Source organism: Streptomyces sp. NPDC060031 (assembly GCF_042736805.1).
Taxonomy (GTDB): Bacteria; Actinomycetota; Actinomycetes; order Streptomycetales; family Streptomycetaceae; genus Streptomyces.
In genome coordinates this window covers 1-24,018 of sequence record NZ_JBHWVM010000066.1, presented here as the reverse complement: position 1 = coordinate 24,018, position 24,018 = coordinate 1, and the positions used below count along the sequence as shown (strand labels likewise).

At 72.6% G+C, this 24,018-nt stretch carries 17 protein-coding genes and 2 pseudogenes; 9 read left to right on the top strand and 10 right to left on the bottom strand.

What is annotated here, in order from left to right:
- Positions 1–15 precede the first annotated feature (15 nt).
- From asnB to ACFWB8_RS25785, 7 genes and pseudogenes are all read right to left on the bottom strand, one after another.
- A complete protein-coding gene (gene asnB, locus ACFWB8_RS25815) occupies positions 16–1,950 on the bottom strand; it encodes an asparagine synthase (glutamine-hydrolyzing) (protein WP_385231634.1) in 1,935 nt (644 codons plus the stop codon).
- A gap of 3 nt (positions 1,951–1,953) precedes the next feature.
- Positions 1,954–3,477, bottom strand: a complete 1,524-nt coding sequence (locus tag ACFWB8_RS25810; RefSeq protein ID WP_385231631.1) for a Wzz/FepE/Etk N-terminal domain-containing protein — start codon at positions 3,475–3,477, stop codon at positions 1,954–1,956.
- A complete protein-coding gene (locus ACFWB8_RS25805; protein ID WP_385231628.1) occupies positions 3,474–4,841 on the bottom strand; it encodes a Wzz/FepE/Etk N-terminal domain-containing protein in 1,368 nt (455 codons plus the stop codon). The genes ACFWB8_RS25810 and ACFWB8_RS25805 overlap by 4 nt, the downstream gene beginning before the upstream one ends.
- Positions 4,838–6,117 (bottom strand): annotated as a pseudogene (locus tag ACFWB8_RS25800) (glycosyltransferase family 4 protein). The gene ACFWB8_RS25805 and the pseudogene ACFWB8_RS25800 overlap by 4 nt, the downstream one beginning before the upstream one ends.
- A complete protein-coding gene (locus ACFWB8_RS25795; RefSeq protein ID WP_385231625.1) occupies positions 6,107–7,423 on the bottom strand; it encodes a nucleotide sugar dehydrogenase in 1,317 nt (438 codons plus the stop codon). Before ACFWB8_RS25795 ends, ACFWB8_RS25800 begins: the two are co-directional and overlap by 11 nt.
- A 73-nt stretch (positions 7,424–7,496) precedes the next feature.
- Positions 7,497–8,981: a sugar transferase gene (locus ACFWB8_RS25790; protein ID WP_385231689.1), complete on the bottom strand. Its 1,485-nt coding sequence runs from the start codon at positions 8,979–8,981 to the stop codon at positions 7,497–7,499.
- Between the two features lie 749 nt (positions 8,982–9,730).
- Positions 9,731–10,093 (bottom strand): hypothetical protein, encoded by a 363-nt coding sequence (locus ACFWB8_RS25785; RefSeq protein WP_385231622.1) that lies wholly within the window; start codon positions 10,091–10,093, stop codon positions 9,731–9,733.
- Between ACFWB8_RS25785 and ACFWB8_RS25780 the strand changes: the two genes are divergently transcribed.
- The 4 genes and pseudogenes from ACFWB8_RS25780 (at position 10,092) to ACFWB8_RS25765 (ending at position 13,092) form a co-directional block, all read left to right on the top strand.
- Positions 10,092–11,270: a cytochrome P450 gene (locus ACFWB8_RS25780; protein WP_385231619.1), complete on the top strand. Its 1,179-nt coding sequence runs from the start codon at positions 10,092–10,094 to the stop codon at positions 11,268–11,270. The genes ACFWB8_RS25785 and ACFWB8_RS25780 overlap by 2 nt on opposite strands.
- A 168-nt stretch (positions 11,271–11,438) precedes the next feature.
- A pseudogene (locus ACFWB8_RS25775) lies at positions 11,439–12,011 on the top strand (dihydroxyacetone kinase subunit DhaK); the annotation flags it as partial.
- Between the two features lie 59 nt (positions 12,012–12,070).
- A complete protein-coding gene (gene dhaL, locus ACFWB8_RS25770) occupies positions 12,071–12,694 on the top strand; it encodes a dihydroxyacetone kinase subunit DhaL (RefSeq protein ID WP_385231616.1) in 624 nt (207 codons plus the stop codon).
- Positions 12,691–13,092, top strand: a complete 402-nt coding sequence (locus ACFWB8_RS25765) for a PTS-dependent dihydroxyacetone kinase phosphotransferase subunit DhaM (RefSeq protein ID WP_385231613.1) — start codon at positions 12,691–12,693, stop codon at positions 13,090–13,092. The genes dhaL and ACFWB8_RS25765 overlap by 4 nt, the downstream gene beginning before the upstream one ends.
- Before the next feature lie 69 nt (positions 13,093–13,161).
- On the opposite strand, the gene ACFWB8_RS25760 is transcribed toward ACFWB8_RS25765, so the two are convergent.
- Positions 13,162–13,569 carry an RNA-binding S4 domain-containing protein gene (locus ACFWB8_RS25760; RefSeq protein ID WP_385231610.1) on the bottom strand — a complete coding sequence of 136 codons (408 nt, stop codon included), beginning with the start codon at positions 13,567–13,569 and terminating at the stop codon, positions 13,162–13,164.
- Positions 13,570–13,940: 371 nt separating this feature from the next.
- Between ACFWB8_RS25760 and modA the strand changes: the two genes are divergently transcribed.
- From modA to ACFWB8_RS25745, 3 genes are all read left to right on the top strand, one after another.
- Entirely contained in the window at positions 13,941–14,765 is an 825-nt protein-coding gene (modA, locus tag ACFWB8_RS25755; protein ID WP_385231609.1) for a molybdate ABC transporter substrate-binding protein, read from the top strand.
- A gap of 179 nt (positions 14,766–14,944) precedes the next feature.
- Positions 14,945–16,924, top strand: coding sequence for an ABC transporter permease (locus ACFWB8_RS25750; protein WP_385231607.1), 1,980 nt, complete (start codon positions 14,945–14,947; stop codon positions 16,922–16,924).
- 158 nt (positions 16,925–17,082) lie between these two features.
- Positions 17,083–17,880: a DUF4328 domain-containing protein gene (locus ACFWB8_RS25745; RefSeq protein ID WP_385231604.1), complete on the top strand. Its 798-nt coding sequence runs from the start codon at positions 17,083–17,085 to the stop codon at positions 17,878–17,880.
- Between the two features lie 5 nt (positions 17,881–17,885).
- Here ACFWB8_RS25745 and ACFWB8_RS25740 read toward each other — a convergent pair whose 3' ends face one another.
- The gene (locus ACFWB8_RS25740) at positions 17,886–19,994 is read right to left on the bottom strand and encodes a SpoIIE family protein phosphatase (protein WP_385231601.1); all 2,109 of its coding nucleotides are present in this window, start codon (positions 19,992–19,994) and stop codon (positions 17,886–17,888) included.
- 445 nt (positions 19,995–20,439) lie between these two features.
- On the opposite strand from ACFWB8_RS25740, the gene ACFWB8_RS25735 reads away from it, so the two are divergent.
- Positions 20,440–21,612 (top strand): SPFH domain-containing protein, encoded by a 1,173-nt coding sequence (locus tag ACFWB8_RS25735; RefSeq protein WP_385231598.1) that lies wholly within the window; start codon positions 20,440–20,442, stop codon positions 21,610–21,612.
- Positions 21,613–21,639: 27 nt separating this feature from the next.
- The gene (locus ACFWB8_RS25730; protein WP_385231595.1) at positions 21,640–22,602 is read left to right on the top strand and encodes a C40 family peptidase; all 963 of its coding nucleotides are present in this window, start codon (positions 21,640–21,642) and stop codon (positions 22,600–22,602) included.
- A gap of 229 nt (positions 22,603–22,831) precedes the next feature.
- On the opposite strand, the gene ACFWB8_RS25725 is transcribed toward ACFWB8_RS25730, so the two are convergent.
- The coding region (locus tag ACFWB8_RS25725; protein WP_385231592.1) for a DUF6777 domain-containing protein at positions 22,832–24,018 on the bottom strand (1,187 nt) is incomplete at its 5' end.

Below are 24,018 nucleotides of genomic sequence, written 5' to 3'. Positions count from 1 at the left end.
CGAACTCCTGTTGTTCTACGCCGTCAAGTCAGTGCTCTGGCCGGAGCCAGAGGTCGCGCCGCGGTACCAGTACTCGAGGGTCAGCACGTGCCAGAGATGCTTGGAGAAGTCCCGCTGCCCGGCGGCGTCCTCGGCGACCATGCGCGCCAGCGCGTCGCGGCGCAGGAACCCGGAGTTGACGAGCACCCCGTCGTGCACCACCTCGCGCACCAGCGGTGCCAGATCCCGGCTCATCCAGGCGCGCAGCGGGGCGCTGAACAGGCCCTTGGGCCTGTACACGATCTCCCGGGGCAGGATCGAGGTGGCCGCCTGCTTGAGGACGGCCTTGCCCTGGCGCCCGACGATCTTGCGATCGCCGGGCACGGCGAACGCCGCCTTGACCACCTCGACGTCCACGTACGGCACCCGCACCTCGGTCGACGCGGCCATGCTCGACCGGTCCGTGTAAGCGAGGTTCAGGCCCGGCAGGAACATCCGTGCGTCGCCCAGGCACATGCGGTTGACGAAGTCGTCGAGGTCGTTGTCGTGGTAGACGTCTGCGTGCTCGGTCAGCACGTCCTCGACCGTCCCGGCCAAGTCCGGATTGACCAGGGCGAGCAGTTCGTCCTGGTCGTACATGGTGTAGCTGCGCCGGAACGCGGTCTCCTCCGGCAGATCGGCGAAGGAGAGGAAGCGCTTCGCGAACCGCACCGACCGGTACCCGCGGCGGGCCGTGGCGACCGGCAGCCGGTCCACGGCCCTGGACAGGCCGCGCCGCAGGGGCCGCGGGACGCGCTGGTAGCGCAGCGCGAGCAGGTTGGCCAGGTGCTTGCGGTAACCGGCGAACAGTTCGTCCGCGCCCATCCCCGAGAGCATCACCTTGACCCCGGCCTCCCGGGCGGCCGAGCAGATCAGGAAGGTGTTGATCGCGGCGGGGTCGCCGATCGGCTCGTCCAGGTGGTACGTCATCCGCGGCAGCAGGTCGAGCACGTTCGGAGCGATCTCGATCTCGTGCAGGTCGACGCCGAACCGCTCGGCCACCTGCCGGGCGTAGCGAAGGTCGTCAGGCATCGCCTCGAACTTGGCGTCCTCGGCGCGGAACCCGATCGTGTAAGCGGAGATCCCTGGGTGGTCGCGGGCCGCCAGCGCGGTCAGGTAGCTGGAGTCGAGACCGCCGGAGAGGAAGGTCGCCACGGGTACGTCGGAGAGCAGGTGGCGTCGGGTCGACTCCTCGACGATGGCGGCGACATCCGGCCGCTCGCCGCTCCGGGCCCGCTCCTGGCCCTCGGCGGCGACGTCCCGGAGGTTCCAGAACCGGCCGCGCTCCACCCGGCCGTCGGGCCGGCACCGGAGCCAGCTCCCCGGCGGCAGCTTCTCCGCCTCGCGCAGCGCGCAGCGCGAGTCCGGTACCCAGTAGTACAGCAGTGAGGCCACCAGCGCCGCATGGTCCACCTCCAGCGATCCGCCGGTGGCGGCGGCGAGCGCCTTGAGCTCGGAGGCGAACACCAGGCCCCCGTCCCGCCGGAGCAGGAACAGCGGCTTGATGCCGAGTTGGTCGCGGGCGAGCACCAGGTCACCGGTTCGCTCGTCGAAGATCCCGAACGCGAACATGCCGCGCAGCCGGGGCAGGCAGTCCGCGCCCCAGCGCCGCCAGGCCTCCAGCAGCACCTCGGTGTCGGAAGTACCGCGGAAGCGCACCCCGGCGGCTGCCAGTTCGCCGCGCAGCTCGGGTGCGTTGTACAGCTCGCCGTTGTACGTCAGGACGAGGCCGCCCGAGACCATCGGCTGGGCGCCGGTCCCGGACAGGTCGATGATGGCCAGCCGGCGATGCCCGAGGTGCACTTCGCCGTCACCGGCGGGGTGGCTGTACCGGCCCGCCCCGTCCGGACCGCGGTGGGCGAGGGTATCGGTGAGCCGGTCGGTCACGGCCTTCCCGTCCGGCCATCGGTACGTGCCTGCGATGCCACACATGTCCTACCGCGCTTCCTGGTCGATGTCCGGGACTCGTGCCCATGACGGCCGCTCCGTCCGCGGCTGGCCCGTCCCGTTCTGCCGGGCCGGCCGCTCGTTCTGGCCGCGCGGCGCGGTGTGCAGCCCGTCCCACAGGGTGCCGTCGGTCCGGTCACGCGGATCGGGGTCGATCAGAACCACACCGATCACTGCAATGCGCTGGTCCGCGAGCTGCCGCGCCACGGTGTGCAGCCATGCGGCGCTGCCGTGCCCGGCACGCACGACGAGCACGGTCCGCGTACCGAGGTACTGGAGGTCGGTCCACGCCGCGCCGGGCGCCACCGAGCCGACGCCGAGCCGGCGTTCCTGATCCGACACGGCCGCGGCACGCTCGCCGCTGACCACGGTGGGGTCTCCCGGCTTCGGGCGGCGGTTGGCGAGCCGCAGGCCGGGCAGACCATCGATGATCACCACCGGCCCCTCCTCCTCCAGTGCACCGGCGAGGTCCAGGGCGATCACACTCGTGCTGCGCGCACAGCCCAGTTCCAGCAGCGACACCGGTTCCGCGGAGCCGCGCACGGTGCGGGCCAGGGTCGTGGTGAGCCTTGTCCGTGCCGCCCGGGTCCGTCGGCGCTGCCACGGCCCGGCCGGCCGGCGGGGCGTGCGGCGCAGCTCCGCGATGACCGAGGCGCCGAGGTTCGCCGCGATCTCCCGGCGCAGCACGGGGCGGTCCGCCACCACCGCGCCGACCGCGGCCACCGCGAGCCCGAGGACGAGCCCGAGGACGAGCCCGATCCCGGCGTTGGTGACAGCGGTCCTGGGCAGGGAGTGCCGCACCGCGCGCGGGGCGTCCACGATCTGTGTGCCGGCGATGAGCTGGGGCGTGCCGATGCGCGCCTCCGCGGCGCGCTGGCCGAAATCGGTGATCCGCGAGGTGAGCTCGGCCCGGCGGGCGAAGAGCGACTCCATGTTCGCCGACGCCTTCGGCCCGCTCCCCGGCGATGCGTCTCCGATCGCCTTGTTGACCTGGGCGAGTTCGTCCCGCATGCGGTCACGCTGGTCGAGCAGGGTCTTGGCCTCGGCGTCCGCGGCTTCCTGTATCCGCTTCACGTGGTCCGCGACGAACGCATCGGCCAGCGCCTTGGCTCGGGCCACCGCTTCCGCGTCGCTGTCACCCGTCACATTGATCTGCAGCAGGTTGTTGGTCAGGCCGATGCCCCCGTAGTCCTGCATGAAGTCCTCCGGTTCTTCCGGGGACCCGAGGGACTGCAGGGCTCGACTCGCGATCCGCGTGGTGTGCAGCAGCGCGGCGTCGGTGCGGATCAGCGTTCCGGGGTCGTTCGGCTGGTCCGCCTGATGCGCGACCAGCACTTTGGTCACCGCGGTCGGCGGCGGCGGCATGAGGACCGCCAGCGCCGCGCCGACGAGCAGCCCCAACAGCGCCATGGAGCACCAGAGGCGGCGGCGCCTGCGCACCGCGACCACCAGCGCCTGCAGGTCCAGCAGCGGAGCGGCGGCCGACGGCTCCGAAGCCGTGCTCGTCGTCACACTGCACCTCCCGCCGCGTCGTCGCCTACCGCGATCGCCGGCGTGGTGCCGTCCGCCGGACGGCCGGCGGACCGCGTCGGACGCGCCCGGACCATGTCGGCGAGGACGATGCCGACGACCTCCTGCTTGGCGTCCGCACACGCCTCGGCGATGCCGGCGAGCTCCCCTGCGGTCCAGCTGCCCGCGCTGAGCACGACCAGGACACCGGACTCGTTGTCGCGGTCCGGCACCAGCGGCCGGGACACCGAAACCCCCACCACCTGCAGCAGCGGATCGCCATCGGCCTCGGCGACGAGCTGCCCGGCGGCCCTGCGGGCGATCTCGTCGCCGTCCGGGACGACAACCAGCAGCCGCCGGGGGGCCGACAGCCGGTCCCGGAGGCGGGCGCACACCCGCCGGTAGCGGATCTGCCGGCCGGCCTCGTCGCCGGAGGTCTGCGGGGTCGGTACGTCCCACCGGATGTCGACGCCGAGCAGCCGGCGGATCCGGGCCCAGGGGCCACGGCCTTCCGGCCGGTGCGCGGGCCGTTCACCAGGTACGTCGACGGTACCCAGCAGCGCCGAGCCCAGCGCCGCGGCGATCTCCGGTTCGGTGCGCAGTCGGCGGCTCATCCGTGCGGCGGCGAGATGGCCGATGACGGCGAGCAGGAAGAACAGCAGCGCCCCGGCGACGATGAGCTGCATCCTCGTCGGCGGTGCCTCGCCGACCGGCCGGGCCGCCGGCCCCATGACGACCATGTTGGCCTTGTTGGCAGTCGGGTCGGCCTGGTCCAGCTTCTTGACGGCCTCCTGCAGCGCGGTGCGCAGCTTCGCGAGCTCGGTGCGGGTCTGTACGCTCTCCACGGTCTGCCCCGGATCGGCCGCCTCGGCCAGGTCGGTGATGCGGCGGCTGGTCTGCACCACCATCTGCCGCAGTGCCTCGGGCTGCGCCGCCGCTTCGGGGTCGGTGTTGGCGCCTGCGATCCGCGCGGCGAACGTGACGAACTGCTGGGCCACCTGGTCGGAGAGTCGCTGTGCGCGCTCCGGGGTGTCGGCCGTACCCGAGATCTTGATGATGTTCCCGTCGGCGGCCTTGGCGCTCACCCGATCCCGCAGCTCGCTGCGGCTGACCCCGGTCCAGCCGAGCGTGGCGGCCGCGCGGTCGAGCACCACCGAACTGGTCGCGATCTCCGCCTGGGTCAGCAGTTCGCGCTCCTGCCACGCCCCCGGCAGCAGTACCGATGCCGACGTCGTGTAACTCGGCGGAATCAGCAAAGAGGTGCCGTAGCCGACGAGCGCACCCACCACGGCGAGGATGGTGAGGAGTCGCCAGCGCCGACGGATGATCCGGCCGATCGTGACCAGGCGTATCGTGTCATCGCTCAACGGCGCGGTCTCCCCCCTGCCCGTCCCGTTCGGCCGCCGACACCGGAGCGTGGTCACGGCAGGCCGCGGCGTAGGCGGCGAGCAGCGACGCTTGCGAGTTCTTCCAGGAGAGCGGTCCGCTGATCCGCTCCTGGCCGATCTTGCCCATCCGGGCCCGCTTCTCCGGATCGTCCAGCAGCAGCGCGATGAGCTTGGCGAACTCGGCCTCGTCGTTGGCGGGCGCGTAGACGGCGGCGTCTGCGGCGGAGACTCGCGCCTCCCGGAGGTCGAACGAGACGATCGGCCGGCCCATCACCATGTACTCCAGGACCTTGTTCATGGTCGACACGTCGTTGAGCGGATTGTGCGGGTCGGGTGAAAGGCACACGTCCGCGGTGGACAGGTAGCGCACCAGGTCGGCGTCCGGGATGCGCCCGGTGAACTGCACCTGCTCCGAGAGCCCGAGCCGCCGGGACAGTTCCACCATCGCGTCGAAGGTGTCGCCGGCGCCGACGAACACCGCGTGCCAGTCGGTCCGCCCGAGCTCGTCGCGCAGCTTCGCGAGGGCCCGCAAGGCGTAGTCGACGCCGTCCTGCGGGCCCATGACGCCGAGGTAACACAGCAGATGGGGCTTGCCGCGCTTCAGCTCCGGCTCGGGCGGTACCGGCTGGAACCGGTCGGTGTCGGGCGCGCTGCGCACCACGAAGACGTCCGCCGGTCGCCGACCGCCTCGGCGCAGCGCGACGTCCCGGTAGCTCTCGTTCGTGGCGAGCACGACGTCGGCGGCCCGGTAGGTCCGCCGTTCCAGCGCGCACACGGCGCGGTAGAGCAGATCCTCGCCGCGGTCGAACCGGGAGAGGTACAGCTCGGGTACCAGGTCGTGCTGGTCGAAGACGAACCGCGCCCCGCGCCGCTTCAGCCACAGTGCCGGCAGGAACAGCAGGTCCGGCGGATTGCAGGCGTGGACCACGTCGACCGGGCCGACCTTGCGGGCCAGCCGGACCGTATGCCACAACGCCGATCCGTACTCCTGCAGGTAGCCGGCCGGCCCTCCGGTGGCCGCGCGCAACGGGTAGCGGTGGATCCGCACCCCGTCGATCTCCGCCTCCGGTTCCGTGTCCCGCTTTTCCCCTCGGGGACAGATGACGTGCACCGTCCAGCCCGCGTCGCGCAGCGTCGTGCACTCCTGCCACACCCGCCGGTCGAACGGCACCGACAGGTTCTCCACCAGGATCAGCGCGCGACGGGTCGCCCCGTCGCCGCTGGCCGTGTCATCAAACGACGTGTCACCAAGCAAGGCCCATGTACCCCGGTTCGGCCCGGCGCGCCTCGGCGTCGGGAAGGCGGATGAGGTCGACGATCACCGGGCTGGCGCCATGGGGCAGCGCCGACAGCACGGCCGGGTCCTTGGTCCCGACCAGGCACACCTCTGCATGTTCGAGCACCTCGCCGACAGACTCCGCGAGCAGCTGCGCGAGGTGCGGCAGCCGGGTCTCGATGTACTCGCGGTTCGCGCCGAGCAGCCGGGAGAGGTTCACGTTGGGGTCGTAGATCCGCAGGTCGTAACCCTTGCCGAAGAGCCTCTCCGCCAGCTCGACGAGCGGGCTCTCGCGGAGGTCGTCGGTGCCGGGTTTGAAGGACAACCCGAACAGGCCCACCCGACGTTTCCCGGTGCGCTCGACCAGCTCCACCGCGCGCTGCAGGTGTTCGGAGTTGGAGGGCAGCACGTGGGCGAGGATGGGCACCGAGACGTCGGCCCGCCGCGCCGCGTGGACCAGGCTGCGTAAGTCCTTGGGCAGGCAGGAGCCGCCGAAGGCGAATCCGGGCCGCAGGTAGGCGGAGCTGATGTTCAGCTTGCGGTCGGCAAGGAACACGTCCATCACCTGGTGCGAGTCCACCCCGAGCGCCTGGCAGACCGAGCCCAGCTCGTTCGCGAAGCCGATCTTGAGGCCGTGGAACGCGTTGTCCGCATACTTGATCGCCTCGGCCGTCGGGATCGGCACCCGGAACACTTCGCCGGGCAATCCGTCGTACAGCGCCGCCACCACGTCGCCGCTTGCCGGGTCGAGCTCGCCGATGACGGTCTTGGGCGGGTCGAAGAAGTCCTGCACGCTCGTGCCCTCGCGCAGGAACTCCGGGTTGACCGCGACCCCGATGTCCACTCCGGCCGTGCCGCCGACGTACTTCTCCAGGATCGGTACCAGCAGGTTCAGGCAGGTGCCCGGGAGCATGGTGCTGCGGAACACGACGGTCTGCCGCCCACCCCGCTCGGCCACCGCGGCACCGATCTGCTCGGTGACCCGCTCCAGGTACGTGGTGCACAGGCTGCCGTTGGGCTCCGACGGCGTGCCCACGCAGACCAGCGACACCTCGCTGCCCATGATCGCCTCGCGGACGTCGCCGGTAGCGCGTAACGCTCCGGCCCGCACGACCTCGGCGATGAGCTCGCCGATCCGCTCTTCGACCACCGGGGCCTTGCCGTCGTTGACCAGGTCGACCTTCACCTGGTTCACGTCCACCCCGATGACCTCGTGACCCAGGCTGGCCAGGCATGCGGCCGACACACAGCCCACATAGCCGAGTCCTAAGACGCTGACTCTCATAACCCGTTCCTCCCCCCAGGCAGGCCCTTGTGACCTGCCATCCGCGAGCCGACCGGACGACGCCCCCCGCGCGTCAGTAGGCCCCCTGCCCCTGAAGCACCGCACGCAGGGTCTTCCACAAAATCACTGTGTCGAGGGCGAGCGACCAGTCCTCCACGTACCGCAGGTCCAGCCGGACCGCCTCCTCCCACGGCAGGTCGCTGCGTCCGCTGATCTGCCAGAGGCCGGTGAGCCCGGGCTTGACCAGCAGCCGCCGCCGGATGTCCGGGTCGTACGCAGCGGACTCCTCCGGCAACGGAGGCCGCGGACCGACGAGCGACATCGATCCGGTGAGCACGTTGAAAAGCTGTGGCAGCTCGTCGATCGAGTACCGGCGCAGCATCGCTCCCACCCGGGTCACCCGCGGATCCCGGCGGAGCTTGAACAGCGGGCCGGCGCCCTCGTTGCGGTCGGCCAGCTCGGCACGTGCCCCGCAGGCCCCGGCGACCATGGTGCGGAACTTGAAAATGGTGAACTCGCGGCCGTCCTTGCCGACCCTGCACTGGCGGTAGAACGCCCCACCCCGACTGTCCGCCAGCACGATCAGCCCGACGAGCACCATCAGCGGCGCGAACAGCAGCAACAGGACCGCCGCGCCCATCCGGTCGACGACCTCTTTGACGGCCCGGCGGCCTCCGGTGAAGGTCGGCATGCTGACCCGCAGCAGCGGGATCCCGAGCACCGCGTCGACGTGCAGCCGTGGGCCGGCCACCTCCATCAGCACGGGGGCCACGACCATCTCGGCATCGCTGCCTTCGAGGTTCCAGGCCAGCCGCTGCAACCGGTCGGGTGACCAGTGCGGGTCCGGTGTGACCGCGACGACTCGGTAGCCGTCGCGGCGCACGTGGCCCGCGACCGCCGTCAGTCGGCCGACGACCGGCACTCCGTCCAGTCGGTCACCGTCGAGCCCGAGCCCATCCGGCGTGCACACCGCCTCGACCCGCCAGCCGAGGTGCGGGAACTTGCGGGTTCGGGTGATCAGGTCGCGCACGGTGTCCAGGCTCCCGGCAGCGAGCACCGGGCGCAGGCACCGTCCTTCTTTCCGCTGTTTGTGCAGCCAGAGGCGCAGCAGATACCGCTCGGTCATGGTGATGAGCGCGATCGCCGGGATCGCGACGAAGATCCAGAGCTTGATGTTGTGCGAGGTGAGGGCGATCCCGCCGAGCGCCAGTACGACGGCCGCCGTGAACAGTGAGCGGCCGAGCCGGCGGAATTCCTCGGCGCCCTGGCCGAGCACGGCCGGAGCCCACGACCGGCTCACCGCAAGCGCTCCCAGCACCAGCAGCTCGGTGCCGAAGGCGAGAATTCTCCACTTCTCGTGCCAGTTGGCCGCGTCCCGGACCCCGAAGGAGCCGCCGATCGCCGCCACCACCAAGGCGGTGGCCACGGTATCGCTGGTGATCACAGTACGTCGGTACCGCTGTTCCCAGTCGATGGCGGGCCGGCCTATTGCCCCGTTCACCGGCCGCCCGCGCGCCGATAAGAACGGGCTGGCTAATCCCCCTTCCCCCTGCTGCACGGTCCCCCCCAGGTCGCCAGTGGACTCGACGTGTTCGCTCCACACGGTTCCTCCCCCCGGGAGGCCCGCGCCCCCCGCACTGTTCCTCCCCATCGGGAGGCCCCGCCCCCCGCGCCGCGCTGTTCCTCCGGGAGGCCCCCGCCCCCCGTGCATGGCATGCCGGCTATTGCAGCGCTACTCGAACACCCCACCCGGCAGGCAGCGGATTCGCATGTCCTGCCGGAGTCTCGAGGCGCGCGGGAACCCGTCGACGGTCGCTCCCCACACCCAAGGCCCCCCTCTCGGGCTCCAGGACTTGATCACCCCACGTCGGGGGCCGGGGACGCGACTGCTGGCTGTCCGTAACGCCGGACCTCTAGATCACTATTTGTCGCCTCGTGTCCGAGCATGCGAAGCAGGGTCAATGTAGACCACTGGAGCCCGTCTGGAGAGGGGAATGTATGCAACTTGTGCTCAGGATTTGAAGATGGATCCACCCAACGGTGGTTGCCTGTAGGTGACTTGATGACGAGACGTGCCTTGCGACCTGCGATGACGTAGGTTCTCCGGGCCGTCGGCACCGGCACCACCAAGGTGTCCGGCACTGCCGGCCGGGCCACGCTCCGGACACGCGCCTGAGACCCCGTCTGCCTGTCGCTGCGGGGCCGGCTCCCCTACCGTCACAGTGAGCGGTGCTTGGTCGTCACGCCGCCTGACGGGTCGTCATCGAAGCGGCAAGAGGTCGGCACCAGTACCGCCGGAACCCGCCCTCAGGCGCCGAGGACCGCCAAGACCAATGGTTCGGCGCGGCCGCAGGTCAGGACGGCCTGCGCGTCCTCATCGACCTGATGTCCGGCTGGGATGCCGCGGGAGCCGAAGCGGGGGCCGTATACGTCCTGGTGGGCGTCGAGGATGACCTTGATGTGGTAGCGGTTGACCCAAAGGCAGCGCTGGCCGCCTCGAAGGCTGGCAGGTTCGCCGCCGAGGTTGCCCTGGCGTCGGCGGAAGCCGCCTCCCGCAAGGACCTCCGCGCGGACACGGAGTGGCTCCTCCTGGTGGCGGACGCCTCCGCACACCGCGTTGGGCGTGTCGCCGACGAGGACCAGACAGAACTGGCTGGAGGCTGAAGGCATGACCGACCCGACTCAGGACCCCCGCTTCCTGCAAGACCCCTACCCCATATACGCGGCCATGCGGCGCACGTGCCCGGTGCAGTCCGTCCCCACCGGTTCTGGTGGGCACATCAGCTACCTGGTCACCGGCTACGCGGAAGCCAGGGAAGCCCTGGGTGATGCTCGGCTTTCAAAGGACACGGCCGCCTTCTTCGCGGGCAAGGGGTCACGGCGTCGCCTGCACCCTGCGGTGACGCACCACATGCTGGCCAGCGACCCGCCCCAGCACACCCGGCTGCGCAAGCTGGTGACCAAGGCGTTCACGACAGGGGCCGTCACCGAGCTGCGTCCGTTCATCGCCCGGGTCACCGACGAGCTGCTGAATCAGTGGCCCGTCGGCGAGCGGGTCGACGTCGTGGCCGGCCTGGCGGTGCCGCTGCCGGTCATCGTGATCTGCGAGCTGCTCGGAGTCCCGGGGGGCGACCGGCCCGACGTCCAGCGCTGGTCCGGAGAGCTGTTCGCGGCAGGCAAGCCCGACGTCATAGACGCGGCCTCGGATTCCATGGCGGACTATATGACGGGCCTCATCGCTGCCAAGCGTCTGCACCCCGGTGACTCCCTTCTCGACCGGCTCATCTCGGCTCGCGACGGAGACGACCACTTGAGCGAGGAGGAGCTGGTCTCTCTGGCGGTGCTGCTGCTCGTCGCCGGGCACGAGACCACCACCAACTTCCTCGGCAACGCCGTCCTGGCGCTGCTCCAGCGCCCTGACGAGCTGGAGCGCCTTCGGAAGAATCCGGACGACGTGCCAGCCGTGCTGGACGAGCTGCTTCGGTTCGATTCCCCTGTCAGTACAGCCACCTTCCGGTTCACCACCGAAGCCGTCACGCTCGGCGGCACTGATGTCCCCGCCGGTGTCCCGGTGCTGGTCGCTCTTGGAGCCGCCAACCGCGACCCTGAGCGGTTCCCATCGCCCGACCTGCTCGACTTCGACCGGAACGCCGCAGCCCATCTCAGCTTCGGCCACGGCATCCACCGCTGTGTCGGCGCTCCCCTGGCCAGGGCCGAGGCGGAGATCGCCCTGCGAGCAGTACTGATCCGATTCCCTGGAATCCGGCTTGCCGAACCGCCCGACCACCTGGACTGGCGGCACACCCGTCTCGTTCGCGGGCTGGCATCGCTTCCCATCCGGACGTAGTCGCTCGGTGAGCGGCCACCGGACTCGCTTCCTGCGGCCGTACGGAGGATTTCGAGTTGTGTGACCGTTCACAAACCGGGATACGAGTCGGGGTGCATACCGCACAGCTGTACGGGAACGGCCCGCATCCCCGGCTACGGAAGTCACCGACAGCCTGTACACCCGCGAGCCGACCGGCGCGGCACCGGCGCCACGCTGTTCGTTGAGAAGATCGCGGGTGCGGCCGCCGAGGAGGGGGCGCCGCTGGAGCGGGTCGCGGCGATCGCCCGGCGGGTGAACGGCTCCTCGCGCGGTTTCGGGGTGGCGCCGAGCGCGTGCACGACGGCCGCGAAGGGCAGTCCGACCTTCGATCTCCCGGACCGGCAGCTGGAGTTGGGGGTCGGGATCCACGGCGAGCCCGGCCGGGAGCGGCGCGCGATGATGCCGGCCCGGGAGATCGCGGAGATCGCGGTGGACGCCGTACTGGAGGAGCTGGCGGAGGTCGGCCCGGCGCGCGGGCCGGTGCTCGCGCTCGTCAACGGGATGGGGGCGACGCCGCTGCTGGAGCTGTACGGGTTCCACGCGGAGGTGGCGCGGATCCTGGCCGAGCGGGGTGTGCCGGTGGCGCGGACGCTCGTGGGCAACTACGTCACGTCGCTTGACATGGCGGGATGTTCGGTGACGTCGTGCCGGGTCGACGAGGAGCTGCTGCGGCTGTGGGACGCGCCCGTCCAGACCGTCGCGCTGCGCTGGGGCCGGTGACCGTATGGTGACCATGGGGCCCGGCGACCGGCCGCGGCCGGGCGAGGCGAGGAGATCCGGTGCGTGACGCAGACTTCTTCCGGCGCTGGATGACGGCCGCCACGGAGGTGGTGGAGCGGGAGGCGGACCGGCTGACCGAGCTCGACTCCCCCATCGGGGACGCCGACCACGGAAGCAACCTCCTACGAGGGTTCACCGCGGTACGGGCCGCCCTGGAAGGGGAGGCTCCGGCGGCGCCGGGGGCGGTCCTGCAACTGGCGGGACGGACGCTGATCTCCACGGTCGGCGGGGCGTCCGGACCGCTGTACGGGACTCTCCTGCGGCGTACGGGCAAGGAGCTCGGGGAAGCCGCCGAGGTCTCCGACGACGATCTGCGCAAGGCCCTGTACGTGGGGGTGGGCGCGGTGGCGCAGCTGGGCGGCGCGGCTCCGGGGGACAAGACGATGCTGGACGCGCTGGTACCGGGGGTGGCGGCGCTGAGCACCTCCTACCGCGCGGCCGGGGAGGCGGCGGAGAACGGCGCCCGGGCCACGGTGCCGATGCAGGCGCGCAAGGGGCGGGCCAGCTATCTGGGCGAGCGGAGCATCGGCCACCAGGATCCGGGGGCGACGTCGGCGGCGCTGCTGCTGGGGGCGCTGGCGGACGTGGCGGACGCGGCGGACGCTCCCGGGGCGGGCGCATGACCGCGGCCGTGGGCATCGTGCTGGTCTCGCACAGCGCGGCCGTGGCCGAGTCGGTGGCGGAACTGGCCCGCGGCCTGGCGGCGGGAGGTCCGGTGGCCCCGGTCGCCGCGGCGGGCGGCACGGCCGACGGCGGTCTGGGCACGAGCGCGGAACTGATCGTGGCGGCGGTGCGTTCGGTGGACCAGGGTGCGGGGGTGGTCCTCCTGGTGGACCTCGGCAGCTCGGTGCTCACGGTGAAGGCGCTGCTGCTGGACGGCGACCTCCCGGAGGGCGCCCGCCTGGCGGACGCGCCCTTCGTCGAGGGCGCGGTTTCGGCCACGGTCACGGCCTCCGCCGGCGCGCCCCTGGACATGGTCCTCGCCGCGGCGGTCGAAGCCTCCACGTACCGCAAGGCCTGACCGGCCGGGGCCGGCCGAGCTCGGGCCGGCCCGGCCCGGCCTGGCCCGGCCCCGCCCGAGCCAGTAGGCCTAGCGGCCGCGCAGGGTTTCGATCTCGCGGCGTTCGCGCTTCGTCGGGCGGCCCGCGCCGCGGTCGCGGATGCCCACCACCGCCGCCTCGACCGGGGTCGGCGGCGGGGGGCTGTTGTCGATCAGGCACTCCGCCGCGACCGGGGGGCCGACCCGCTTCGCCACCGGGCGCTTGACCACCACGACGCGTTCCCGCCCCGCGTGGAAGAGCCGTACCTCGTCCCCGGCACGGACCAGCTGCGCCGGCTTCGCCCGTTCGCCGTTGACCTTCACATGGCCCGCGCGACACGCGCCGGCCGCGATCGCCCTGGTCTTCGTCAGGCGGACCGACCAGATCCAGGCGTCCACGCGAGCGCTTCCGGCGCCCGTTCCCGTCGCTGGTCCCGTCCCTGTTCCCTCATCAGCCATACCCCGACTCTAGCGAGAGCGGCCACGCGGGACGGCACGCATTTTGGTGGTTGCGACAAATGGCCTGGCATCTGCCATGTAGATCATCCCAAGAGAATTGCAAATGCGGGACACGTGCCCCTACCTTGTCGCACGTGCAGTCCTCCACCACCGGACGGGCAGCCCGCCGACACCGAGGGCGTCTCCGCCCAGGCCGAGATCCAGAAGTCGACCGGCGTGCACATCGACCGCACCTGACCCAGTCAGACCAGCCACACCGCCCGCACCACCCGCTCAGCCCCGCCCACCCGCTCCGCCCGTCACCGGCGCGGGTCACACCGCGCGGACCCGGCACCCGGCCGGCCGCCGACCCGACCGAGGAGCACCCGCTCATGTCCCCGATGATCCTCAAGCGCCGCCGCACCGCTGCCGCCGCCCTGACCGCCGCCGCCCTGCTCGTGCCCGTCCTGTCCGCCTGCGGCAGCAGTGACGGCGACAACGACGTGAAGGCCGACGCGGCCCCCTCGGCGGCCGCCTCCGCCGCGCCCAAGGCCGCGAACCTCACCGTCCTCGCCGCGTCCTCCCTCACCGACGTCTTCAAGACCGTCGGCGCCGCGTACGAGAAGGCGCACCCGGGCACCAAGGTCACCTTCTCCTTCGCCGGTTCGCAGGAGCTCGCCGCCCAGGTCAAGCAGGGGGCCCCCGCCGACGCGCTGGTCACCGCCGACACCAAGACGATGGACGGCCTCAAGGCCGACACCAACGACGCCTCCGTCATCGCCAGGAACCGCCTGGTGATCGCGACCGGCAAGGGCAACCCGTTCAAGATCGACGAGCTGAAGGACCTGGCCGACAGCAAGATCAAGGTCGTGCTCGCCGCGCCCGAGGTCCCGGTCGGCCGCTACAGCAAGCAGATCCTCGACGCCCAGAAGGTCGAGGTGAAGCCGGTCTCCCAGGAGCCGAACGTCCGCGCCGTGCTGAGCAAGGTCGAACTGGGCGAGGCCGACGCGGGCCTGGTCTACGAGACCGATTCCGCGAAGTCCGGGGACAAGGTCGTCAACGTGGAGATCCCCGACGCCCAGAACGCCGTGGCCTCCTACCCCGCCGCCACGCTCAAGGCGTCCAAGAACGCCGAGGCCGCCGCCGCGTTCGTGGCCTGGCTGAGCACCGCCGAGGCCCAGAAGATCCTCCAGGACGCGGGCTTCCAGAAGGCGTAGCCGCCGCCGGGCCGGCTGCGGCTGCCGCACACGGAGAGGGACTGCCCGGTCCGGGGGGACGGGCAGTCCCTTTCGGCGTCGCATCCGCTCCGGACATCCGGCCCGCCGCATCCCGGTCCCGCCGCATCCCGGTCCCGCCGCATCCCCGCCGTCACAGCTTCTCCCGCCAGGATCGCCTCATGAGCAGACTTCGCACCCGCCGCACCCGAACGCGCACCCGAACCCCCGTCACGCTGGCGCTCCCCGCCCTGCTCGCCGTGGCGTTCCTGCTGCTGCCCCTGGTCGGCATCCTCACCCGGACCCGGTGGAGCGAGCTCGGCACCCACCTCACCAGCCCCGGCGTGGTCCAGGCCCTCAAGCTGTCGCTGCTGGTGTCCTGTTGGGCACTCGGCCTCTCCCTCGTCCTCGGCGTGCCGCTCGCCTGGCTGCTGGCCCGCGTCGACTTCCGGGGCAAGGCGCTCGTCCGCTCGCTGGTGCTGCTCCCGATGGTGCTGCCGCCGACCGTCGGCGGTGTGGCCCTGCTGCTCGGCTTCGGCCGGCGCGGACTGCTCGGGCCGTGGCTGGAGGACAGCTTCGGCATCACCCTGCCCTTCCACACCTCGGGAGCCGTCGTCGCGGCCACGTTCGTCGCGATGCCGTTCCTCGTCATCAGCCTGGAGGGTGCGCTCGGCGGCCTCAAGCCGAGCTACGAGGAGACCGCGGGCTCCCTCGGCGCCTCACCGGTACGCGTGTTCTTCACGGTCACCCTGCCCATGGTGGCCCCGGGGCTGATCGCGGGCGCCGCGCTCACCTGGGCCCGGGCGCTGGGCGAGTTCGGTGCGACCATCACCTTCGCCGGGAACCTGCCCGGCACCACCCAGACGCTGCCGCTCCAGGTCTATCTGCTGCTCCAGGACCAGCCGGAGGCCGCCACCTCCGTGTCCCTGCTGCTGCTCGCCATCGCCATGGGCGTACTGATCGCCCTGCGCGGACGGTGGACGGGCACTCCCGTCGCCGCGAAGGCCGTTGAAGCGAACGCGGCGAAGCCGACGGAGGAGTCCGCGGAGCCCATGGAGGAGTCCGCGGCGCCGGGGCCGGCGCCCGAAGCCGATCCTCCCGGCACCGCGACGGCGCCCCACGCCGGACAGTGGCCCCTGCACGCCGAGGTGACCGGCTTCAACCGGCTCACCCTGGACGCCGAACCCGGCACCACCATCGCCGTCGTCGGCGAGAACGGCGCCGGCAAGACCACCCTGCTGCGCGCGCTGCTCGGCCTCACCCCGCGCGCCCACGCCACCCTCCGGCTCGGCGACGCCGACGTGACCGAACTGCCCCCGCACAAGCGGCAGGTCGCCTGGGTCCCGCAGGACGGCGCACTGTTCCCGCACCTGAGCGCCCTGGCCAACACCACGTACGGGCTGCGCGCCCGCCGGGTGCCGCGCGCCGAGGCCCGCCGCGAGGCTCAGGCCTGGCTGGACCGGCTCGGGGTCGGGCACCTCGCCCACCGCAGGCCCGCCGAGCTGTCCGGCGGGCAGGCGCAACGGGTGGCGCTGGCCAGGGCGCTGGCCGCCCGGCCCCGGCTGCTGCTGCTGGACGAGCCGCTCGCCGCCCTGGACCAGACGACGCGGGCCCACGTCCGGCACACCCTGCGCACGCACCTGGCCGACTTCGGCGGCGTCTGCCTCATCGTCACCCACGACCCCGTCGAGGCCGTGTCCCTGGCCGACCGGGTCCTCGTACTCTCCGACGGTCAGGCCCTCCAGGACGCCCCGCCCGCCGAGGTGACCCGCCATCCGCGCTCCCCGTGGGTGGCCCGGATGCTGGGGCGCAACGCGTGGCCCGGCACGGCGTCGGCCGAGGGGCTCGCGCTCGCCGCCGGGGGCCGGCTGGTGGTGGCCGAGGCGCTGCCCGAGGGGGCGCAGGCGCTCGCCATCATCGCCCCCGAGGCGGTGTCGGTGTACCGGGACCGCCCGGGCGGCAGCCCCCGCAACATCTGGCCGGGCACCGTACGGGAGATCACCTCGGTCGGCAGCCGGCTGCGCGTGCTGATCGCCTCGGCCGAGGCGCCCGACCTGGTCGCGGAGATCACCCCGCAGGCCGCCGCCGACCTCGGCATCGCCGACGGGACCGCGGTGTGGACCAGCGTGAAGGCCACCGAGGTCACGCTGGTACGGCTCTGAGACGGCCGCGGAAGCGGAAAACGCCCAGGTCCGCGCGTGTCCAACCGTTCGCTGCGATGCTTTGGACGGTGGGCGGTGGCTGACATATGTTCACCGGAGCCCCGCGCGTCCGCGGGTCCTCGTGCCATGTCAGACGTTCCCGTGGGGGGTCCACCGTCATGTCCTTCAGCGCGCCCGGCCCACCGCCGTCCCCGCCGCAGCAGCCGTACGCGACGAACCCGTACCCGGCTCAGCCGCAGCGGCCGCAGGCCCACGCAGGACAGCCCGGCGCATGGCAGCCGCCGGTCACCGTGGGCGTGCTGCGCTCGCCGCGCGGACTGAGCGTGGCGCTGACCGTACTGCTCGCGGTCTCGGCCGTGCTCGCGCTCTGCTCGGCGGGCGCCTACCTGTACATCCGCTCCCTGATGGCGGACCTGCTGGCGGACCCCGCCCAGGTCACGGCGGAGGCGCTCGACCGGGCCGACATACTGGCCGCCACCCCGGACGGCTTCGGCGTCCTGGCCGTGCTCGCCACGGGAATCGTCTTCATCGTCTGGTTCCACCGCGTCCGCCAGAACGGCGCGATATTCCGCCCCGACGGCTTCACCATGGCTCCCGGCTGGGCCATCGGCGGCTGGTTCGTCCCCCTCGCCTTCTGCGTCATCCCGTACATGGTCGCGAAGCAGACCTGGTACGCCAGCACCCAGTTCGGGCCCGACGGCTCCTTCCGCAAGGTCTCCGTCGCACCCGTCACCGCCTGGTGGGTGCTCTTCGTCGTCTCGCAGGGCACCGACCGGATCTTCACCCGGCTCTACGAATCCGCCGACGGCGCCGAGGAACTGCGCGGGGCCGCCACCGGCTGCGCCGTCTCGGGGCTGATCTCCGCCGTCGCGGCCGTCCTCGCGATCGTCTTCGTACGGAAGCTGACGGCCCTGCAGACCACCAAGGCCGTGCAGGGACCGTACGCCGCGCTCTGACCGGGTCACGTGCCGCCGCGCTCCGGGACGGCGAACTCGCACCACACGCACTTCCCGCCGCCCCGGGGTTCCACGCCCCAGGAATCCGCGAGCCGGTCCACCAGCATCAGGCCGCGCCCCGAGACCGCCCAGTCGTCCGCCTCGCGGGGGCGCGGCAGTGCGCTGCTGGTGTCCTCGACCTCGATCCGGATCCGGCCCTCCGAGGTCAGCCGCATGCTGACGTGGCCGACGCCGTCCGTGTGGACCAGGGCGTTGGTCATCAGCTCGTCCGCCGCGAGCTCGATCTCGTCCGCCTGGTCCCACGCGCCCCACGCCGCCACGGCGGCCCGGATCAGGTGGCGGGCCATCGCCGGGGCGTCCGGGTCGCCGGGCAGGAGGCGCTGGCGCAGCGGGCCGCCGCCGCGCGGGGTGGTGGCGCCGCGGCGGCGCAGCAGGAGCAGGGCCATGTCGTCCCCGCCGCCCGCGTCGCCGACCAGGTCGCACAGGACGTCGGCGAGTTCCTCCACGTCGACGGGGCCGCCGCGTACCGCGTCCATGAGCTCGCGCATGCCGGTCTCGCCGTCGCCGGCGGCAGCGGGATCGGCAGCCGCGCCCGGCCGCTCGATGAGGCCGTCCGTACAGAGCAGCAGGGTGTCGCCCGGGTGCAGCTCGACGCTGGTGACGGGGTACCCGTTGCCGGTGCCGGTGCCGACGCCGGTGCCGTGCGGGTCGCGCGACGGGAGCCCGAGGGGCAGCCCGCCCGCCACCTGGAGCCGGTGGCAGCTGCCGTCGCCACGGCGCACCACGGGGTCCATGTGCCCGGCGCGGACCAGCTGGGCCATGCCGGTGGTGAGGTCGATGTCGGCGTACGTACAGGTGGCGAACCGTTCCGTCTCCAGTTCCCGCAGGAAGGCCGAGGCCCGGGCCAGCGCCGTGCCCGGCGTGTGCCCTTCGGCGATGTAGGCCCTGAGCACGATCCGCAGCTGGCCCATGACGGCGGCGGCGTCCGTGTCGTGCCCCTCCACGTCGCCGATCATCACCCCGACCCGGCCCCCGCCGAGCGGGATCACGTCGTACCAGTCGCCGCCGATGTCCCGCCCCACGCGGGCGGCCCGGTACCGTACGGCGATCCGCGCGCCCGCCACCTCCGGGATCCGGCGCGGCAGCATGGCCCGCTGGAGGCCCTCGGCGAGGTCGTGCTCCTGCTCGAAGAGGATGGCCCGCTGCAGGCTCTGCGCGATGCCGCTGCCGAGCGCGACGAGCAGGTTCCGCTCCTCGGCGGTGAAATCGCCGTCCCGTGTGTACAGCAGCCCGAGCACGCCGATGGTGCGGCCCTGGGCGATCAGCGGCAGGTACGCGCCGCTGCGCACGGCCAGCGGCTCGATGTACGGCCACAACTGCGGGTAGCGGTGCTGGAACTCCTCGCGGGAGACGAGGAAGACCGGTTGCATGCTCCGTACGGCTTCGCTCATCGGGAACTGTGCGTCGATGCGGGTGTACTCGATCTCCGGGACGTACGAGCCCAGTTGACCCTCCGCGACGAGGTGGATCCGGCCGCCGTCGACGATGCCGAGCATGACGCTGACCGCGCCGAGGTGGCCGAGGGCCTCGGGGTCCTTGAGGGTGTCGGTGACGTCGTTGACGGTGCGGGCGTGCGCGAGGATCGCGGTGGTCCGCTCCACCACGCCGGTCATCCGGCGCCGCCCCTCGGCCTGCTCCCCGCCGGCGCCGGGCTCGCCGGGGTCGTGGGCGGCGTCGCGCAGGATCCCGATGACGCGGTACGCGCGACCGTGCGGGTCCCGCAGGAAGCTGCCCTGGATGTGCGTCCAGGCCGGGGACCCGTCCCGGCGGCGGCTGCGGAAGTACGCCCCGTAGTGGCTGCGGCCGTCCTCGAGGGCCTGCGCGACGCGCGCGTCGAGCCGGGCCTGCTCACCGGGCGCGACCCGGGCCCCGAGCCCGGCGGGGGTGCCGCTGAACTCTTCCGGGCGCAGGTCGAGGACCTCGAGGGCGGTGGAGTCCAGATGCATCTGTCCGCTGTCGAGGTCCCAGTCGAAGGTGCCCATGCGGTTGAGCGCGAGGCTCGTGTCCGGCTGGGCAGGCCAGTCGACCCGAGGGCTCTCTCCCCTCTCGGCCATGCAGCCAGGGTCTCACTCTTCGCGTCCCCCCGCCCTCGCCCGCCGGGGAAGCCCGCCGACTCCGGGCGTCCCGGGCCCTGACCGGGTCGGCCACCGGGGCACCGCCCGGGCCCGGACGGGCCGCCACGCGGGGCCGCCCCTACCGGTCGGCCCCGGGACGCGGCCCCCTCCCCCGCAGGCCGGGGCGACGTGCCCGGACCGGATGCCGGCGCGGTGGTACCGCCGCCGGGCCGCTCCCGCGGTCCGGAGCGCAGCCACCGCGACCCGCGCGGGGGCGGCCCGCTCGGCGGGCGGGACGGAAAGGGACCAAAGTCCCGGCCTGTCGGGACTTTCACTGAATAGGTGTCTTCCGCTATTCCGCGAGGATCATTCTTGATCATCTTTAGTGGCGTCAGCCGTCCCTCCACAAAGGGGCCTTGGCGCCCCCGGCAGTGTGGGGTGTGGCTTGTCGCAAGCACCGAATCCGACGACCGAAGGCGGGGGCGCCGGCAAACGCCCCGGGCGGACACCCGGCGGCTCCCCCGGAAACGGGAGCGTCGTCATACGCCCGTACCGCGACCCCCTCGTCCTCGAGCCGCTCTTCCGGGACGAAGAACGCGCCGCCCCCGACCTGGACCCCGAAACCCTCCGGCACTCCCCGGTCCGCGCCGCCAAGACCCATACCTCCGCCCATACCCCCGCCCACACCCCTGCCCATGTCCCCGCCCATACGACCCCCCGCACCCTGCCCCCCGTGCTCGATCCCGCGCTCACCGAACGCCCGGCGCGGGCCTGCTCCGGCTGGTGGGCCCTGCTCGCCGCCGCGGCCGCCGCGACCGGGGCCGGGCTGCTCGTGCGGTACGTGGACCTCCGCCCCTCCCCCGCGCTCGCCGAGGCCTGGCCCCTGGCCCTCCTCGTCTGCTGCGCGGCCCTCGCGCTCACCGCCCTCGGCGGGCTCCGCCGCGGCCGCACCGGCCACGCCTGGGCGCTGAGCCTCTTCGGCCGCTACCGCGGCACCATCCGCCGTACCGGCCTCATCTGGTCCAGCCCCGTGGCCCGGCACGCGCGGGTCGACGTACGGCTGCGGCACTGGCGCAGCGAGCCGCTCTCCGTCGTCGACGCCGAGGGCACCGCACTGCGCGCCGTCGTCCTCGTCGTCTGGCGGGTCAAGGACACCGCCCGGGCGGTGCTCGCCGTCGATGACCACACCGCGTACCTGCGCGGGCAGGTGGAATCCGCGACCGCCCGCGTGGTCTCCCGGATGCCCGCCGACTCCTTCGACCCCGCGCCCGCCGACCCCGGGACATTGCGCGACACCGAGGCCGTGGGCGACGAACTGACCCGGCTGCTCGCCGCGGAGTGCCGGGCCGTCGGCATCGAGGTCTTCTCCGCCCGGCCGCTGCACGTCGAGTACGCGCCCGAGGTCGCCGCCGCGATGCAGCGCCGCAGGGTCGCCGCGATCGACGCCCGGCACCGGGACTCCGTCCTGACCTCCGTCCTCGACGCGGTCGACGACACCGTCCACCGGATGTCGGACCGCGGGCTCGTGAGCCTGGACGACTACGAACGCAAGGCCCTGGTCAAGGACTTGACCGTGGCTTTCTACACGGCAAGCGGCCCCGCCGCCGACGCCCGCTGAGTATCCCCCGATGGAGAGGAACCGCCCATGCGCACGCCCGAGTTCACCGAGGACATACCCGACAGCTGTGACTGCACCGGCTGCGCCCGGGCCGCGACGACCCTGACGGGCGGGGCGACCCGCCGCCGCTGCACCCTGCGCGGGGCCGTGGTCGCGGCGGTCGGCGCGACCCTGCTGGCGGGCACCGGCGCGGGCGTCGCGTCGGCCGAACCCGCGCCGTCCCACGCCGGCTGGGACGGGTCGAAGTACTGGTACAAGGACCAGACCGGCTGGTGGCGCTGGACCTCGCACCACGACAAGTACCTGGAGAAGTCCGGGCAGAAGGCCTCCACGGCGAAGCCCGCCTCGAAGTCGACCGCCACGTCCACGTCCTCCACCCGGACCTCCGAGCCGACCTTCCGCGGTCGCGCGGGCTGGGACGCGACGGACCGCGTCTACTGGTACAAGGACGCCACCGGCTGGTGGCGCTGGACCAGCCACCAGGACAAGTACGAGCGCAACACGGGCCGTTCGGGCAGCGGCTCGGGCGGCTCAGACTCCTCCGGCTCCTCCGGCTCCTCCGGCTCCTCGGGCTCCTCGGGCTCCTCGGGGCAGGCCGGCGGCTCGGGCTCGGGCACCCCGCTGCGCCAGGGGACCGAGGGCGCCATCGCCTTCGCCAAGAGCCACCTCGGCGACCCGTACGTCTGGGGCGGCAACGGCCCCCACGGCTGGGACTGCTCGGGCCTGGTGAAGGCCGCCTACCGCTCCGCCGGCATCTCCCTCCCCCGGGTCGCCGACGACCAGTACCGGGCCACCACCCCGATCGCCCGCTCCGAACTGCGCCGCGGCGACCTGGTCTTCTGGTCCTCGAACGGCCGCGCTTCCGGAATCGACCACGTCGCCATCTACCTCGGCGACAGCCAGTACCTCGAGGCCCCGCGCCCCGGCAAGAACGTACGCATCTCGTCGTTCGCGAACTACAACCCGAACATGTACGGCCGGGTCCGCTAGGGAACGCCTCTCCCCGCCGTCCTCGGGCAGTCGGCCGCCGGGCCCCTCCGCGGCTGACTGCCCTTCGGCGCGCGGACCTGCTTGTCGTTGATCCGCCTGCGTCGGCGCGCGGCGTAGCCGGCGGACGAGGCCACCGAGGCCGCCTACGGGCAGAGCTTCCTGGCGGGCGCCACGAGCTCCTTCGACAAGCTCTGCTCCCTGAGGAATTGACCGCGATCCGGGCGCACCCCTACGGGGACGGCGAAGTAGCCGTCCCCGTATCGGGCGACGGCTCGGCCACGGGAGCCTCCGGGACCGCCCGCGGCGCGGACGGCGGCGAGGAGGAGGACCCCGGCGCGGACTCGGGGGCCGCCGCCGACGGTGCGGAGGACTCTTCCGACGGGTAGGCGGGGGACGACGGAGACGAGGGGGACGAGGACGAGACGGGGGGAGACGACGGGGCCACCGGTCGCAGGGGCGACGAGGAGGCGGACTCCGACGGCGAGCTCGAACCGGAATCGGACGGCGAGGGCGGCGACGGCGGCGGCGGGATCACGGGCGGCGGCACCGGCTTGTCGTGCTTGACCTGATGGTCGCCGCGGTCGCGCTCGTACCAGGTCCGGTCGTGGTGGTCGTAGATCACGAACTTGTTGACGACGGTCACGGACGGGGCGATCACCACCACCTGCGTGGGCCGGTACGAATTCCACACCTGCCCGAAGCGCTTCGGATTGGCCTTGAGGGCCACCGGCGGCCCGAGGGGGTTCCCGCACGCGCAGCGCACCCGCGGCACCCCCCGGTCGTCGACGAGCACGGCCGTCCCGGCCTGGAGCACGGCCTGGTAGCCGGTGGCCTCGCCGTCCCGGTAGCCGTGATTGGTGACCCGGGTGTCCATGCGCAGCTGCACCGGCGTGAGGGAGCGCAGGTAGGCGGGTACGGAGGCCGGCTGGATGCCGAGTGCCGAGGCGAAGGCGGCGCTCTTGGCGGGCTGCGCCGTGAGCACCCTGACTTGTTTCTCCACGTCGCAGCTGGCGAGGTCCTTGGTGCCGCCGTACAGGCCGGGCGAGGACCCGCTGACGCTGCGCGTCCCGGTGGGCCCGGTGGGCCTGGTCCCGTCGGGCTGCGGCTTCGTGGGGCTGGTGGAGGGCGGTGGGCTCTCCGGCGGCGGCGTGGCCTCCTCGGCGGCCGTGGACTCGGTGAACGGGTCCGGCCCGGAAGCCGCGGCGGGCTGCAGGAACACCTCGCCGTCCGCGGAGGTGGACGTGCCGCTCGGCCTGGTCAGCACCACGGCCAGGACCACGGCGGCGGCCACCGCCACCAGCGCGGTGACGAGCCCGGGTACGGAACGCCACCAGGGCCCCTTGGGCGGCGTACTCGCGGGCGTACCCCCCGGCCCGCCTCCTCCTGCCCCGCCTCCGCCTCCGCCCGCCCCCGGCG